The sequence below is a fragment of the Aeromonas sp. 19NY04SH05-1 genome, assembly GCF_040581895.1.
GTDB lineage: Bacteria > Pseudomonadota > Gammaproteobacteria > Enterobacterales > Aeromonadaceae > Aeromonas > Aeromonas enteropelogenes.
Map to the genome: position 1 here is coordinate 862,851 of NZ_CP095328.1, position 15,721 is coordinate 878,571.

General features: G+C 60.4%; 14 protein-coding genes. 7 read left to right on the plus strand and 7 right to left on the minus strand.

The window, feature by feature from the left end:
* The first annotated feature begins 142 nt into the window (after window positions 1–142).
* Both MRK42_RS04075 and MRK42_RS04080 read left to right on the plus strand, forming a co-directional pair.
* Window positions 143–1,132 (plus strand): luciferase-like monooxygenase, encoded by a 990-nt coding sequence (locus MRK42_RS04075; RefSeq protein WP_338611790.1) that lies wholly within the window; start codon window positions 143–145, stop codon window positions 1,130–1,132.
* A 172-nt stretch (window positions 1,133–1,304) separates the two neighbouring features.
* A complete protein-coding gene (locus MRK42_RS04080) occupies window positions 1,305–1,805 on the plus strand; it encodes a 2TM domain-containing protein (protein ID WP_338611791.1) in 501 nt (166 codons plus the stop codon).
* Window positions 1,806–1,870: 65 nt separating this feature from the next.
* Here the strand turns inward: MRK42_RS04080 and MRK42_RS04085 are convergent, their stop codons facing one another.
* Genes MRK42_RS04085 through lptD form a run of 6 tightly spaced genes read right to left on the minus strand, consistent with a single transcriptional unit; the run spans window position 1,871 to window position 8,656 of the window.
* Entirely contained in the window at window positions 1,871–2,692 is an 822-nt protein-coding gene (locus tag MRK42_RS04085) for a symmetrical bis(5'-nucleosyl)-tetraphosphatase (RefSeq protein WP_042070114.1), read from the minus strand.
* 6 nt (window positions 2,693–2,698) lie between these two features.
* Entirely contained in the window at window positions 2,699–3,061 is a 363-nt protein-coding gene (gene apaG, locus MRK42_RS04090) for a Co2+/Mg2+ efflux protein ApaG (protein ID WP_026458356.1), read from the minus strand.
* 4 nt (window positions 3,062–3,065) lie between these two features.
* Window positions 3,066–3,878 carry a 16S rRNA (adenine(1518)-N(6)/adenine(1519)-N(6))-dimethyltransferase RsmA gene (rsmA, locus tag MRK42_RS04095; RefSeq protein WP_042070113.1) on the minus strand — a complete coding sequence of 271 codons (813 nt, stop codon included), beginning with the start codon at window positions 3,876–3,878 and terminating at the stop codon, window positions 3,066–3,068.
* Window positions 3,868–4,863 carry a 4-hydroxythreonine-4-phosphate dehydrogenase PdxA gene (gene pdxA, locus MRK42_RS04100; RefSeq protein ID WP_354688904.1) on the minus strand — a complete coding sequence of 332 codons (996 nt, stop codon included), beginning with the start codon at window positions 4,861–4,863 and terminating at the stop codon, window positions 3,868–3,870. Before pdxA ends, rsmA begins: the two co-directional genes overlap by 11 nt.
* Window positions 4,863–6,161 (minus strand): peptidylprolyl isomerase SurA, encoded by a 1,299-nt coding sequence (gene surA, locus MRK42_RS04105; protein WP_354688905.1) that lies wholly within the window; start codon window positions 6,159–6,161, stop codon window positions 4,863–4,865. The genes pdxA and surA overlap by 1 nt, the downstream gene beginning before the upstream one ends.
* Before the next feature lie 26 nt (window positions 6,162–6,187).
* Entirely contained in the window at window positions 6,188–8,656 is a 2,469-nt protein-coding gene (gene lptD / locus MRK42_RS04110) for an LPS assembly protein LptD (protein ID WP_354688906.1), read from the minus strand.
* 174 nt (window positions 8,657–8,830) lie between these two features.
* On the opposite strand from lptD, the gene MRK42_RS04115 reads away from it, so the two are divergent.
* The 3 genes from MRK42_RS04115 to djlA are packed head-to-tail and all read left to right on the plus strand — an operon-like array spanning window position 8,831 to window position 11,362.
* Complete coding sequence (locus MRK42_RS04115) at window positions 8,831–9,844, plus strand: phosphotransferase (protein WP_354688907.1); 1,014 nt, start codon at window positions 8,831–8,833, stop codon at window positions 9,842–9,844.
* Window positions 9,841–10,509 (plus strand): N-acetylmuramate alpha-1-phosphate uridylyltransferase MurU, encoded by a 669-nt coding sequence (gene murU, locus MRK42_RS04120; protein WP_354688908.1) that lies wholly within the window; start codon window positions 9,841–9,843, stop codon window positions 10,507–10,509. Before MRK42_RS04115 ends, murU begins: the two co-directional genes overlap by 4 nt.
* Before the next feature lie 19 nt (window positions 10,510–10,528).
* Window positions 10,529–11,362 carry a co-chaperone DjlA gene (gene djlA, locus MRK42_RS04125; protein ID WP_354688909.1) on the plus strand — a complete coding sequence of 278 codons (834 nt, stop codon included), beginning with the start codon at window positions 10,529–10,531 and terminating at the stop codon, window positions 11,360–11,362.
* A gap of 67 nt (window positions 11,363–11,429) precedes the next feature.
* On the opposite strand, the gene MRK42_RS04130 is transcribed toward djlA, so the two are convergent.
* Complete coding sequence (locus MRK42_RS04130; RefSeq protein WP_354688910.1) at window positions 11,430–12,881, minus strand: aminoacyl-histidine dipeptidase; 1,452 nt, start codon at window positions 12,879–12,881, stop codon at window positions 11,430–11,432.
* Window positions 12,882–13,854: 973 nt separating this feature from the next.
* Here MRK42_RS04130 and gpt point away from each other — a divergent pair.
* Together gpt and frsA are read left to right on the plus strand one after the other, a co-directional pair.
* Window positions 13,855–14,322 carry a xanthine phosphoribosyltransferase gene (gpt, locus tag MRK42_RS04135; protein WP_026457557.1) on the plus strand — a complete coding sequence of 156 codons (468 nt, stop codon included), beginning with the start codon at window positions 13,855–13,857 and terminating at the stop codon, window positions 14,320–14,322.
* Window positions 14,323–14,444: 122 nt separating this feature from the next.
* Entirely contained in the window at window positions 14,445–15,710 is a 1,266-nt protein-coding gene (frsA, locus tag MRK42_RS04140) for an esterase FrsA (RefSeq protein ID WP_124239573.1), read from the plus strand.
* The last annotated feature ends 11 nt before the right edge of the window (window positions 15,711–15,721 follow it).

Sequence of the window (15,721 nt, forward strand, 5' to 3'; positions counted from 1 at the left end):
ATTAGTCGCAGCATCCGCTTTAGGTGGATGTCCTGGCTCTTGTTCTGCATCTGACAGAAACCGGTTTGTAGGGTGATTCATTCAGGTATCTCATGCTACATTGCCCCACTTGTTATTGGTCTGTGAATCAATGGAGTGACCCATGTCTGCCATCCCCTTTTCCGTGCTCGATCTGGTGCCGGTTCCTGAAGGCTCCCAGCCAGCCGAGTCGTTCCACCGCTCGCGCGATCTGGCGCAACATGCCGAGCGCTGGGGTTACCACCGCTACTGGCTGGCCGAGCATCACAACATGCCGGGCATCGCCAGTGCCGCCACTGCGGTGCTGATCGGCCATCTGGCGGGAGCGACCCGCACCCTGAGGATAGGGGCGGGTGGCATCATGCTGCCGAATCACTCGCCGCTGGTGATCGCCGAGCAGTTTGGCACGCTCGCCTCCCTCTATCCGGATCGAATCGATCTGGGCCTTGGGCGCGCACCGGGCACCGATCAGCGCACCATGCAGGCACTGCGCCGCCAGCGCAGCGGGGAAGTGGATGATTTTCCGGCAGATGTGCGCGAGCTGATGGACTATTTTGGCGACGAGGTGGGAGCGGTGCAGGCGGTACCCGGCCAGGGATTACATCTGCCGGTCTGGTTGCTGGGTTCGAGTCTCTACAGTGCCCAGCTGGCGGCGGCCATGGGGTTGCCGTTTGGTTTTGCCTCTCACTTCGCCCCCGCGTTACTGCTGCAGGCGCTGGAGATTTACCGCACCCAGTATCGCCCCTCGGCCCGCTGGCCCAAGCCCTATGCGGTGGTGTGCGTCAACATGATCGCCGCCGACAGCGAGCGGGAGGCCCGCTTCCAGTTCACTACGGTGCAGCAGCAATTCCTGCGCCTCTATCGCGGTGATGCCGGCAAGTTGCCTGCCCCTGTCCAGTCACTGGGTGATACCTGGTCACCCCGCGAGCTGATGGCCATGGAACAGACCCTGGCCCGCTCCCTGGTAGGGGATCAGGAACAGGTGCGTCATGGCCTCAAGTCGCTGCTGGTGGAAACCCGGGCCGACGAGCTGATGTTCAACGGCCCTATCGTCGATCATCAGGCGCGGCTGCGCTCCTTCGAGATCGCCGCCGAGTTGATGAAGAGTCTGTAAGCCAGGCAGTTTGCGGCTGGTGCTTGTCAGCCGCAGGCGACACCTGTTTCCATGGCCTGTAGTTAACATTATGATTTTAAAAGGTTGTCAGGTTTATGTCGGCTTGCTGTCGTCTCACCTTGCCCGATGTTGACCCTATGCTGGCCCCGTCAATCACCACAAGGAGTGCAAGATGATCGTCAGGAAGTTGAGATTGCAGCGGGGCTGGTCACAGGAGCAGTTGGCGACCTTCTCCGGCTTGAGTGTCCGCACCATCCAGCGGATTGAGCAGGGGCAGCAGCCCGGACTGGAATCCCTCAAGGCCCTGGCCGCCGTCTTTGAACTCGATGTGGCTCAACTGGATGGAGTACAGCAACAGGAGCACGAGATGAAAGGCAGCGAGACGAGGAAACGGGATTGGGGGCAGGTATCGGCCGAGGAGCGGGCGGCGATGAGCTATGTGGAGGATCTCAGAGGCTTCTACTACCACATCGCCAGCTATCTGGTGGTGATCGGCGGGCTGTTTGTCATCAACTACCTGAGCAACCCGGGTTATATCTGGGCCTGGTGGGCGGCGCTGGGCTGGGGGCTGGGACTGATCTCTCACGCCATCAACCTGTTCCAGCCCTTCAAGTTGTTCGGCCCGGAGTGGGAGCGGCGCCAGATAGAGAAACGGCTGGGGCGCAAGTTGTAACCCGCCTGACAATAAAAAGCCCGACTATCAGTCGGGCTTTTTCATGCAGCCAGTATGGGCTGCGATCAGCTCGCATGCACCGGGCAGGGGGTAGCGATCAGGGCATCATCCTCGTAGCGCCACAGGGTGAGGCTGTTGCCCCAGACGCAGCCAGTATCCAGCGCCTTGATATCCTGCTTGTCGGTCTTGCCCATCAGGGCTGCCCAGTGGCCGAACACCAGGATGGGATCATCCACATGGTGCTCGCGCTGCTCGAACCAGGGGCGCAGGCCCGGGGTCGATTCGCTGGGACCCTTCTTGCATTTGAAGTCGAGCCGGCCGTCGAAGTAGCAAAAGCGCATCCGGGTGAAGGTGTTGATGATGTAGCGGTAGCGGTCGATCCCGACCAGATCGTCCCGCCAGCAGTCTGGCTGGTCGCCATACATGTTGTGCAGCAGCCAGCTGTACTGGTCACCGCGCAGCAGGCTCTCCACCTCGCGGGCACAGTTGCGGGCGGTGCGGGCATCCCAGGCCGGCGAGATGCCGGCATGCACCATCATGATCGGCAGATCTGGGTGTTCCGCCAGGAGCGGCCGGTGGCGCAGCCACTCCAGCAGTTCGTCCCGATCCGGCGCCTCCATCAGGCTCTGCAACCGGTCTCTTTTCTTGAGCGGTGCGACGCCGTTGGCGACAGCCAGCAGGTGCAGATCGTGGTTGCCGAGCACGGTGACGGCGCGGTTGCCCAGTCCCTTGACGAAGCGCAGGGTGTTGAGGGAGTCGGGGCCGCGGGCGACCAGGTCGCCACAGAGCCAGAGTACGTCATGCGCGGGATCGAACTCGGCCAGATCCAGCAGACGGCGCAAGTCGTCGTAGCAGCCCTGGATATCGCCGACAAAACAGTTCGCCATGAAACCTCAGTTGATAATATTGGGGATGGCCAGCGTGAAGGGGGCGATGGGCGCCTCAAATTGCTGACCAGAGCCATCTTGCAGGGTATAACGTCCTTCCATCACCCCGAGCGGGGTCGCCAGCGGGACGCCGCTCTGGTAGCGGTAGGTCTCCCCTTCGGCGATCACGGGTTGTTCCCCCACCACGCCCGGACCTTCGACTTCCAGCATCTTGCCATTGGCATCCGTAATGAGCCAACGCCGGTGCAGCAATTGCACCGGGCCGGGACCCAGATTCTCGATTTCAATGAGATAGTGAAACTGATATGGGTCTTTGGAGTCCGCCACATAACTGGGGTAGGGGCGGATCACAATGCGCGGGGTGGTCACGGGATCAGGCCTTTGGCTGATCCGCCAGCCAGTTGGCGATCATGACAAATTGCTCCAGGGTGAGGTTCTCGGGGCGCAGGTTGCCATCGATGCCAAGCTCGGTCAGCTGGGCGTCGGTGATGAAGTTGGAGAAGCTGTTGCGAATGGTCTTGCGACGCTGGCCGAAGCCCTCGGTGCAGACGCGATTCAGGCAACGGATATCCTTGGCGACGATGGTCGGGTTCTTGTGCGGCACCAGACGCACCACGGCGGAGTCCACCTTGGGGGCCGGCTTGAAGGCGCCCGGGCCCACTTCCAGCACCGGGATGACCTGGCAGTAGTACTGGGTCATCACGCTCAAACGGCCATAGGCCTTGCTGCCGGGACCGGCGGCCAGACGCAGTACCACTTCCTTTTGCAGCATGAAGTGCATGTCCTCCACCCGATCGGCGAACTCGCACAGGTGGAAGATGAGCGGGGTGGAGATGTTGTAGGGCAGGTTGCCAAAGATGCGCAGCGGCCCCTTGCCTTCTCCCATCAGGGTGCTGAAGTCAAAACGCATGGCGTCGGCTTCGATGACGGTGAGCTTGTCCTTCAGTGTCGGGTGCTCGCGCAGGCGGGCCGCCAGATCCCGGTCCAGCTCGACCACGGTCATCTTGTCCATCTGGGCGGCAACCGGCTCGGTCAGCGCGGCCAGACCCGGGCCGATCTCCACCAGGTTCTGGCCCGGCTGCGGATTGATGGCGGCCACGATCTGGTCGATCACGTAGCGATCGTGCAAGAAGTTCTGACCGAAACGCTTACGGGCCGTGTGGCCCATGTGCACCTTACTGCTCATATCTTTTTTTCTCTACCATCTTGATGGCGTGGTTAATCGCGGTGGTAAGGCTACCGGGATCGGCCAGGCCTTTGCCTGCCAGATCCAGTGCGGTGCCGTGATCCACCGAAGTGCGGATGAAAGGGAGTCCAAGGGTGATATTGACCGAACTGCCGAAGCCCTTGTATTTGAGCACGGGCAGTCCCTGGTCGTGGTACATGGCGAGTACCGCATCCGCATCCTTGAGGTATTTCTCCTGGAACAGGGTGTCGGCCGGCAATGGGCCGACCAGATCGATTCCCTCCTGGCGCAAGGTGGCCAGGGCGGGTTCGATCACGTCAATTTCTTCACGACCGAGATGGCCCCCTTCCCCGGCGTGGGGATTGAGGCCGCAGACGTAAATGCGCGGTTTGGCGATGCCAAACTTGGCCTTGAGATCCGCATCCAGGATACGGATCACCTTGCCGAGGCGATCCTCGGTGATGGCCTTCGCCACATAGGCCAGGGGGATGTGAGTGGTTGCAAGCGCCACCCGCAGCCCCTCGGTTGCCAGCAGCATCACCACGTCGGCGGTGTTGGATTGCTGGGCGAAAAACTCGGTGTGGCCGCTAAACGATACGCCCGCCTGGTTGATGATCCCCTTGTGCACGGGTCCGGTCACCACGGCGGCAAACTCACCGCTCATGTTGCCGTCGCAGGCGCGCTGCAGGGTGGCCAGCACATAGGCGCCGTTGCCTTCGTCGAGCTCTCCGGGCACCACGGTGGCGCCGAGAGAGACGGGGCTGACGGTCAGGGTGCCGGCCCGCTGTGGATGCGCGGGCGCGGCGGGATCGTAGGGCTCAAGCTCGATGGACAGACCCAGCAGGGCGGCGCGTTGACGCAGCAGCGCCGGATCGGCGATCACCACCAGCTGGTGGGGCCAATCCTGCTGGGCTATCTGCAACACAAGATCCGGACCAACCCCGGCCGGTTCACCCGGGGTCACGGCAAGGCGACGACAACGCATCAGCTGCTGGCGCCTTCGATCTGGATGTAAGCCTCATCACGCAGCTCATCCAGCCACGCCTGGGACTCTTCCACGAAGCGGCGGTTGTAGATCAGCTGATAGGCGCGCTGTTCCTGGGCCTTGTCGGTGGCATCCTGGCTGCGACGATCTTCCAGCTGGACAATGTGCCAGCCGTGAGAGCTGCGGAACGGGGCACTGATCTGGCCCGGTTGCAGGCGGCCCACCATGTCGCGGAACTCCGGCACATAGACGTTGGGATCAGACCAGCCCAGTTCACCACCCTGCACTGCGGAGCCCGGGTCTTCGGAGTATTTCTCCGCCATGCTGGCGAAGCTCGCCTTGCCGCTCTTGATGTCGTGCAAAATGCCGTCCAGCATGCCCTTGGCTTTCTCTTCGCTCAGAATGATGGAGGGCTTGATCAGGATGTGACGGGCTTTCACCTCGGTCTGCATCACCTGCTGCTGACCCTTGGTGTCGAATACCTTGATAATGTGCAGGCCGGCACCGGAGCGCAGCGGGCCTACTATGTCTCCCTTGGTCGTGCCCTGAACCGCTTCGGCCATCAGGGTCGGCATCTCCTGCGGGCTCATCCAGCCCCAGTCACCTCCTTCCAGCGCCTTGGGGCCGTTGCTCTCGGCAATGGCCAGCTTGCGGAAATCGGCCCCCTGTTTGAGCGCGGCCAGAATGCCCTCGATCTTGCTCTTGGCGGCATCCAGCTGGGCTGCGGAAGGGTTGTCAGGCAGGGCAATCTGGATATGACCGAGGTGATACTCGTTCTGCTGCTGACCCTGTTTTTTCAGGATGTCGACTACCTGTTTCACCTCCTGCTCGGAGATGTTGATGCGACGGCGCACCTGGTTGCGGCGTACCTCGTTCATCAGGATCTCGCGGCGTACCTCTTCCCGGTACTGGGCATAGCTCATGCCTTCGCGCGCGAGCTGGGCACGCAGCTGATCCAGGGTCATCTTGTTGTCGGCGGCGATCCCCTGGATGGCTTGTTCCAGCTGGGTATCGCTGATCTTCAGGCCCTGGCGTTCGGCCAACTGCAGTTGCAGGCTCTCCTGGATCAGGCGATCCAGCGCCTGTTTGCGCAGTGTGGCGTCGTCAGGCAGAGACTGGCCGCTCTCCTGGGCGGAGATTTTGACCTTGTTGACCAGGGCATCCTGTTGGCTGGCAAGTACCACGTCCTTGTTGACCACGGCCAGAACCTTGTCCATCAGCTCGGGGGCAGCCATGGCGGCCTGGCTCATGGCGCCGAACATTCCCGCGGTCAGCAGGGCTATCAGGGTCTTTTTCATATCCATCTCTCAAGGCTGGACCAGCATCATTGCTGGTCTTTCAGATTAAACGGGCGAACATAGGGCAACAGTTCGGTATCCATCGTGACGCTGCGGCCACCGGTACCGACACTGCCGAGTCCCTTCATCTCGAACTGCAGACCGATCGATTTCTCCGAAGTGGGTCTCAGGGTGACGTTGTCAGGCTGGTTGTGCCACTCCAGGCTCAGGTTGATGCTCCAGCAGCAGGAGTCGTATTTGACACCGATCTTGCGGTCAATGTTCACATCCTGCTTGATATCGCGATAGTAGCCGCCGTAAACCTGCCACTGATCGGCAATCGGCGCCATCATGACCAGACCTGCCTGGCTAAGGTCCTCTGCCAGGGCGGCGTTGGTCGGGTAGCGGTAATCCCGGTTGCCATCCTGAATAAAGCGGTAGTTGAGCTGGGTTACCAGCTTGTCATGACGGTATTCCACGGCACCATTGCCTGAACTGAACGCTCCCTCCTCGGTATCGTACTGGGCGCCAGCGTGGGCGAACCACTGATCCGTGATCCGGGCATCCCCCTCAAAGGAGAGCAGAGAACGGGCGTTGGTGCTCTCGGGATCCGAGGAATAGAGACGAACCTTGGGAGAGGTCAGCTCGAACGCCTGGGCGACGGAGAGACGCAGCCGCTCATCCCCGACGTTGTCATAGATCCGGCTGGTGAGACCAGCGCTGATCCGGTTGGCATCGCTGATCCTGTCGAGACCGGCGTAACGGCGATCGCTGAACAGGCTGTAGTAGTCCTGTCGGGTAGTAGTGGAGTCGTAGACCCCGATATCGTCCTGGTTCTCGTAGGGGATGTAGAGATACTGGAACTCGGGTTCCAGAGTTTGGGTTCCCTTGCCGTCAAACCAGTCGACCGAGCGATCGAAATTGAGGCCCCCCTTGAGGCGGAAGGACGGCAGGGTGCGGGTAATGGTGCCCTCTTTCAGTGCTGATTCGTTCCCTTGCATATACAACCGGGCATCGCGATCCAATGCCGTGTTACCCCTTGGGTTAGGGTGTTTATAAGTATCAGGAACGTCTTGGTCGTAGGAGGTAAACATCAGCTTGTATTGGCTGGTGAGGTAGTAACCGGGCGCGTCCACCAAGGGAACCGTCAGGGTTGGGGCCAGGTGCAGTCGGGTCGCGGTATAGCGCTCCCCTTTCTGGAAGTCGCTGGCGTTGCCGCGGTCATAACCAAACTTGGTCAGCTCGCTGTTCCAGGCCAGATCGAACCACTTTCCCTGCTGGTAGTAGTTGTAGTCGATGCGCGGCATCATCTCGTGCGGCAGCAGCGCATAGGGGCTCAGGATCTGGTAGCGGCGCACTTCCGAAGTGAGATTCCAGCTCTCCTGGTAGTAACCGGCGGTAAAGGATTGCTGCAACTGATCATCAATCTGGGTGCCTACCAGCGGGTCGAAGTCGTTGAAGTAGTTGTAGTCCCTGTCCCGCACCTTGGTGTAGTCGAGCCCGAAGCGCAGGGAACCGTCCATCAGGCTGGAACCGTGGCGAACGTTCAGCAGATAGCGGTGGCCGTCAGACAAACCGGCCAGGCTGGGGTTGCTCGGGCTGTATTGCTTGTCATCCGCCAGGTTTTCGAAATAGAGAGTGCCGACGTGGGCGGGGTCCGGCATGTAGCGGAATTCCACCTGTTCCATCAGGCCGCGCTTGTCCATGAAGCGGGAGGTGATGGTGGCGTCGTAATTGGGGGCAATGTTCCAGTAGAAAGGCTGGGTGATCTCCATGCCGTTGCCGGAGCTCTGCTTGTAGCCCGGATAGAGCAGACCCGTCTTGCGTTCATCCTTGATGGGGAAGTTGATGTACGGGAAATAGAACACCGGATAGTCATAGAGCCAGAGGCTGGCGTTCCAGGCTTCACCGAACACCTCCTTCTGATCGATGTCGATGCTGCCTGCCTTGAGGGTCCACACCTCCTGACCGGGGGGACAGGTAGTGTACTGGGCCCCCTCCATGGTGATGTTCTGGTTGTTGTTGGTCATGGTGACCCGTTTGGCAAAGCCGCGCACCGGTGAACCATGAACCTGATACTTGCCCTCTTCCAGTTCGGAATTTTTGGTATCCAGGTTGGACTTGAGGGTCTTGTCGCTGGTGACGGTCACCTGACCGTCGTTGTAATAGATGTTGCCGATGGCGATGACATCCCGGCTCTTCTGATCGAGTTGGGCATAGTCGGAGTCAAACTTGCGAACCCCCTGACGCACCTTGACGTCCCCTTCATAGACGGCGGTGCCGCCCTGCTTGGCCTCAAGGCGATCGGCGTCGACCTCGACCGGCAGGGCATTGGCATCTTCCGCCGAAGAGGGCTTTTCGACCTTGGGGACATAGTCATAGCAGAGGCTGTCGAGAATACCGGTCGCAGGCGGCGGATTGAACGGGGCCGCCTGCACCATCATGGAGGTCAGGGCCGGTGCCAGGCTGATAGTCAGGGCGATGGGATAGCGGTATCCCAGTGTCCATTTTGTCATGTGAAAGACTCGTGCAATCCGTGATAGGTACGGTTGATCCAGGGCATGCATTTTACGACAGGTTTCATCGAGTTGACATTGCATGTCATTGCTTTATGTTAGCCGGCAATGATAAAGCATTATTGCGGCCAGGGCTAACAGCCAAGTGCTGCTTTCCACCTTGGTCCTCGACTTATGCACGATCGCGATTCCCTGCTTCTGCAGTGGGCACGCCGACTCTCCGGTGATGCCAGCCTCCATCTTACCCTTATTTCCGGTGATGCCAGTTTCCGCCGCTACTTTCGTGGCGGTGGTCTTATCTGGGTGGATGCCAATCCAAAAACCGAAAAAAATCATGAGTTTGTTCGCAATGCGGCGGCCTTGCGTGCGCGTCAGCTGCTGGCGCCCGAGGTCAAGGCAGTGGACTATGAACTCGGTCTGCTGGCGGTGACCGATCTGGGGGATACCCAGCTTATTGGCTGTCTGAATACCGACAACGTACTGGCCTGGTATGACAAGGCCATCGGGCTGTTGCCCCGCCTTGGGGCTGTTGAGCTGGACTTGGAGCCCTTTGATGCCGCCTTTATGGCCAGGGAGAACAGCATCTTCCCCGAGTGGCTGCTGGGCCACCACCTTCAACTGACCCTGAGCGCGGCAGAACAACAGCTGCTCGACGATACCTTTGCCTGCCTGACCGCCAGCAACCTGGCCCAGCCGCAGGGAGTGATGCACCGGGATTTTCACAGCCGCAACCTGATGGTATGTGGTGGCAATACCCCCGATACCAGCGAGCTTGCCATCATCGATTTTCAGGACATGGTCATCGGCCCCCTTAGCTATGATCTGGTCTCCCTGCTCAAGGATTGCTACGTGCGCTGGCCGGACGAAGTGATCGAACAGGGGATGCGCCATGGTTTTGCGACCCTGCAGCAGGCGGGGCTGCTCGGCGATCTCGATTACGCCAGCTTCCGCCGCCATGCGGATCTCACTGGCATGCAGCGTCACCTGAAAGCCGCCGGCATCTTCACCCGACTCTATCATCGGGATGGCAAGTCAGGTTACCTCCAGGATATTCCCCGTACCCTGGGATATGTGGTGGATGTCTGCCAGCTGCACGGGGCCAGCGAGCCCGTGCTCGCCCGTTTTGGCGACTGGTTGCGGCAGGTGGTGCTGCCGGGACTCGCCCGGGTGGCAGAGGAGCAGGCATGAGGGCGATGATCCTGGCGGCAGGACGTGGCGAGCGGATGCGCCCGCTTACCGATACCCTGCCCAAGCCGCTGCTGGTAGTGGGGGGCAAGCCCCTCATCGTGCATCATATCGAAAAGCTTAAAGCTGCGGGGGTGACCGAATTGGTCATCAACACAGCCTGGCTCGGCCACAGGCTGGTGGAGGTGCTGGGGGATGGCAGCCAGTTCGGGGTGACCATCAACTGGTCGGCAGAGGAGAGTGCGCTGGAGACCGCAGGGGGCATAGTGCAGGCACTGCCGCTGCTGGGCAGCGACTCCTTTCTGGTGATCAACGGGGATACCTGGCTCGATCTGGACTACCGTACCCTGGTGACCCAGCCTCTGGGTGAGGATCTGGCCCATCTCTGGCTGGTACCCAATCCCCCCCAGCATCCCCAGGGGGATTTTTCCCTGCAAGAGGGGCGGGTGCTGGATATTCCCGGGTTTACCTTCAGTGGCGTCGGACTCTATCATCCGGCAGCATTCTCCGGCCTGACGAGCGGTGCGCGCAAGCTGGCCCCCCTGCTGCGGGAGTGGATGGCACAAGGACGAGTGGGCGGCAGCCTGCTGGCCGGCGAGTGGCACGACATAGGCACAGTCCCGCGACTGCGCGAGCTGGATGATCTGCTTCTGGCTCGCGCTCATTAACATCAAGAGGTCTTGAACCATGCGTATTTGGGGTAAGGTGCTCGGCGCCTTCTTCGGTTTTCTGCTCGGCCACCTGATCGGTGCCTTCATCGGCCTCTGGATTGGCCACCGCTTCGATCGGGGCATGGGATTACAAAGTGCATTTCGTCGCGGGCCGACCCAGGAGCAGCAGGCGGTCTTCTTTCATGCCACCTTCGCCGTCATGGGGCACATTGCCAAGTCCAGTGGTCAGGTGACCGAGCAGGAGATCCGGGTGGCCTCCAATCTGATGGACCGGATGCGACTGGCAGGAGAGCTGCGAGCCCGCGCCCAGGAGTCGTTCCGTCAGGGCAAGGAGGCCGGTTTCCCGCTGCGTGAGACCCTGGCCGAGTTTCGTCGTGCCAGCCAGGGGCAGCGGGACATTCTGCGCTTCTTTCTGGAAGTGCAGTTGCAGGCCGCGTTTGCCGATGGCCGGGTCGAGGATGGGGAACGTGCCATTCTGCACACCATCGCCGACGAGCTGGGCTTCAGCCGTATCGAGCTGGCCCGGATCCTGGCCATGGCCGAAGCGCAGATGAACTTCTTCAATCGCGCCCATGGCCAGTACCAGGGCGGTGGTGCGGGTGGCCAACAGTATCGTCAGGAAGCACCGTCAGCCGATCGTCTCAAGGATGCTTATCAGCTGCTCGGGGTGAACGAGAGTGACAGCGATCAGGATATCAAGCGTGCCTATCGCAAGGAGATGAGCAAGCACCACCCCGACAAGTTGGCCGCCAAGGGGCTGCCACCCGAGATGATGGAGATGGCCAAGGAGAAGGCCCAGGAGATCCAGCAGGCCTGGGAGTGGATCCGCGAAGCCCGCGGCATTCGATGACCTGTTCTCGTCGATGACAAAAAAGCCCCGCATGATGCGGGGCTTTCTTGTTTATGGCTGGTGCCGTTTATTTGGCCGGGATCTGCTCCAGCACGCGGGTCAGCAGCTGCCAGAAGCGCTCGACCGCGACGATGTGCACCTTCTCGTCCGGGGAGTGGGCGCCGCGGATGGTCGGGCCGAAGGAGACCATGTCCCACTCTGGGTAGGCGCTCTTGAACAGACCGCACTCGAGGCCGGCGTGGATCACCATGATGTTGGGGCGGCTGCCGAACAGCTCCTCATAGGTGCCGCGCACCAGCTCCATCACCGGGGAGTTGACGTTCGGGGCCCAGCCCGGGTAGGCGCCGGTGAACTCGCAGCTGGCGCCGGCCAGGGTGAACAGGGAGCGGGTCATCTGCTCAATCTGGTCGCGGCCCGAGTCGATGAGGGAGCGGATCAGGCACTGGACGTACACTTCCCCGTCCAGGGTCTTGATGACGCCCAGGTTAGTGGAGGTCTCGACCACGCCGGTCATGCTGTCACTCATGCGCATTACGCCGTTCGGGCAGGCCATCAGGGCATCCAGCAGGCGATCGCGCAGGGAGGCGCTCATCACCTTGGCGGGGGCGGCAGTCTGGGTCAGCAGGAGGGTCAGGTGCGGCTCGGTGGCGGCCAGCTCGGTCTGGTAGATGCCGGTGAAGCGATCGACCAGGGCCTTGAACTCGGCTACGTTGGCACCCGGCACCACCAAGGTGGCACGGGCCTCACGGGGGATGGCGTTGCGCAGGGTGCCGCCATGGATCCCGGCGAGCTCCACATTCAGGGCCTGGGCGGCCTTGAGCAGGCGCACCAGCAGCTTGTTGGCGTTGCCGCGGCCGCGGTGGATATCGCCGCCGGAGTGGCCACCGACCAGCCCCTTCACCTGCAGCTCGAATGCCTCACCCGCCGGGGCAGCGGTCAGCTCGAGGGGGAAGCGGATGTTGGCGTCGACGCCACCGGCGCAGCCCATGTAGACTTCACCGTCCTCTTCGGAATCGGTGTTGATGAGGATCTCGCCCTCCAGCCAGCCGGCCTCGAGGCCGAAGGCGCCGGTCATGCCGGTCTCTTCGTCGGAGGTGAGCAGCACCTCCAGCGGGCCGTGCTTGAGGCTCTTGTCGGCCAGCACCGCCAGGCAGGCGGCCATGCCGACGCCGTTGTCGGCGCCCAGGGTGGTACCGCGGGCGGTGACCCACTCACCGTCCACGTAGGCATCGATGGGGTCCTTGGTGAAATCGTGCGGGGTATCGGCGTTGGCCTGGGGCACCATGTCGAGGTGCGCCTGCAGCACTACCGGCTTGCGGTTTTCCATGCCCGGGGTAGCGGGCTTCTTGATGAAGAGGTTGCCGACCTTGTCCTGCTTCACCGCCAGCCCTTCGGCGCTGGCCCACTCGGTGATCCAGCTGGCGAGCGCCTGCTCGTGCTTGGAGGGGTGGGGGATGGAGCAGATTTTCTCGAAGAAATGCCACACCAGGGTGGGAGAGAGGGAACTCAGTTGTGCCACGTCAGGACTCCTTACCAGCACGGAATAGTGAGAGGCCCCGTCAACGGGCCCGGGAAGTGGATAACGATAATACAGCCAATCGCAGAAAAATGTGAGCAGACAGCGTAAATCTCGGGTCGGTTATGCTGCTGGGAAAGGTTGTGGCAGGCAATGATCAGGTTCGAGGGGGGCTGGCTGGTGGAAAAGAAATTATGTGACGCATCTCACAAAAAAAGTTGAATTTATGGCGCCGACTGGTAAATTAGCTCCCGTGGTTCGCCACCCGTCAGGATGACGATGAAAGCCTCCAGGGAACCGAAGCAAAGACAAGTGCGCCTCCATGGAACCGAGTGTTCGTTCAAGGATTTGAGCCCGCATTAAAGGTACGTAACTTGTTAAGCAATCAGGAGTTTAAAGATGCCAGGCAGCAACTCAACCTATTGGTTCGCCCCGTCTCTCTATACCCAGGGTTTCAGCTACCCTAACCCCTTCGTCACCCGTCGCTAAGACGGTCTGTCCGAACAAACGGACAACCCGCCTGTGACAAACAGGCATGACGAGAAAGCAGCAGGTGTGTGAGGTAAATCCTCCTCCCTGCTATTTTTTTATCTGCTGTTTGGCGTTGTGATGGATTTTGCGTCAACCGGACGGGTAGTCGCTTGGTCATTTGGCTCTTTATATGAGTCATCTGGGGATAATCTGGACGATCTTTCCTTCATTTGGCATACGTTTGCCAGTCATTTTATCTGCAAACGGTGCTATCATACCGGCCCAACAGCCTGTCCGCGGTGTTGGCACTCCATGCAACCGATCGCCGGATATGCCCATCTTGCTTCCACTGCCATAGATCCGCTGCCGAGGCTTAGCCCTGAGGCAGCCAAAGTGCAATCTGAATTCAGTCGAGCAAGGGCCGTCATTGCTTGGTTATCGGGGAAGCGTCCCGGTTACCATCATTTTAAGTGATTGTTTTAAATAACTATTCGAGATCGATAACATGCCGAAGAAGTTTTATGTATCGTGGGACAACCTGCAACGTGAAGCGCGCCGTCTGGCCCGTCGTCAACTGCCAGTCAGCCAGTGGAAAGGGATCATCGCGGTCAGCCGTGGCGGCCTGGTGCCCGCTGCCCTGATGGCCCGTGAACTCGGCATTCGCAACGTGGAGACCCTGTGCATCTCCAGCTATGACCATGACAACCAGCGCGAGCTGGTGGTGGTCAAGGCCGCGACCACCGCAGGGGATGGTGAAGGTTGGCTGGTGGTGGACGATCTGGTGGATACCGGTGGCACAGCCAAGGCGATCCGCGAACTCTATCCCCGCGCCAAGTTCATCACCATCTTCGCCAAGCCGATGGGCGAGCCGCTGGTAGATGACTTCGAGGTTGCCATTCCGCAGGATACCTGGATTGAACAACCTTGGGATATGGCGCTGGAGTTCACCACGCCAATCTGCGACGAAAAATAACAGTTTCACAGGGCTCCACTTCGGAGCCCTGTTTTTTTGTCTGTCAATTGGGCCTGGGGTGGCTGTGTGACGACAAATCTGGTTAAGATGAACCATTGCCTGATCATGAATGAGATTTTACCTTGGACTTGAACGACGACCTCAACCTGACCGACCGACTGTTTACCCGCGTCAAGAAGGTATTGGAGACTTCCGAGATATCCAATACCAGTCCGGCGGCGGAAGAGGGCGAGTCAGAGGAGATGTTTATCGATGGCTCCCTGTCAAATCGCTGGTATCGTCTGCTGCGGCGCCCTTCCTGGGCCTGGCAGGGCGCCGATCCGGTCGAAGTGGAGCAGACCCTGGCGCGCATCGCCATGGCGACCGGGGAGCGAACCCATGATTGCTACTTCGATACCATCAAGGGTTATGTGCCGGGCAACTGGATCTATGAGTGGAGCCAGGTGGCCGGCACCTATTTCAAACGGGGACGCGAACTGCGCGAGCAGGGAGATTCGGCGGCTGCGCTGAAGCAACTGCTCAAGGCGGTGCGCTACTACTCCATCGCCAGCTACCCACACCTCAAGAATGACGAGCTGGCGGATCAAGCCCAGCTTTTAGGCAACATGGCCTATCGCGAGGCGGGCCGGCTGTTCAAGGTGCCGCTCAAAGAGATCCAGGTGCCGTTTCGCGGCAAGCATATTCAGGGCTATCTGCACCTGCCGACCACCGACAAGCCGGTGCCTCTGGTGATCATCAGCGGTGGGATCGACTCCCTGCAGCTCGATTTCCTCGCCTTCTATCTCAAGCGGCTGGAACCCAACGGCATCGGCATGCTCTCGCTGGACATGCCGGGGATCGGCTATGCCGAACATTGGCCGCTGGTGCAGGACACCAGTCGCCTCCATCAGGCGGTGCTGCAGTATCTCTCCGAGGTGGCCTGGGTCGATCACCAGCGCATCGCCATGGTAGGCATGCGCCTTGCAGGGAATATTGCTGCGCGTTTGGCCTTCATCGAGCCTTTCAAGCTGCGTACCGTGGTGTGCGTGGGGGCGGGGGTCAATCAGGTATTCACCAGTCCTGAGCTTTTTGCAAAATGCCCTCGCATGATGCGAGACAGCCTGGCCAACCGGCTGGGAGAGGATGCAGCCCAGTGGGATACCATGCGCACCAAGTGCCAGGTATTTTCACTCAAAACGCAAGGATTGCTGGGGACTCGCACCTCGGTGCCGATATTAAGTATCGGGCACAAGAAAGATTTCATCTGTCCCGAGAGCGATGTCCGGGCACTGGCGGCGGCCAGCCGCAATGGCAAGGCGGTCGTGTTCGACAAGCAACCCTTGCTGGAGGTGTATGACCAGGCAATGGAGGAGATTGTCGAGTGGTTGAAACGACATCTGTGTGTCTGATGTCGCGCTAA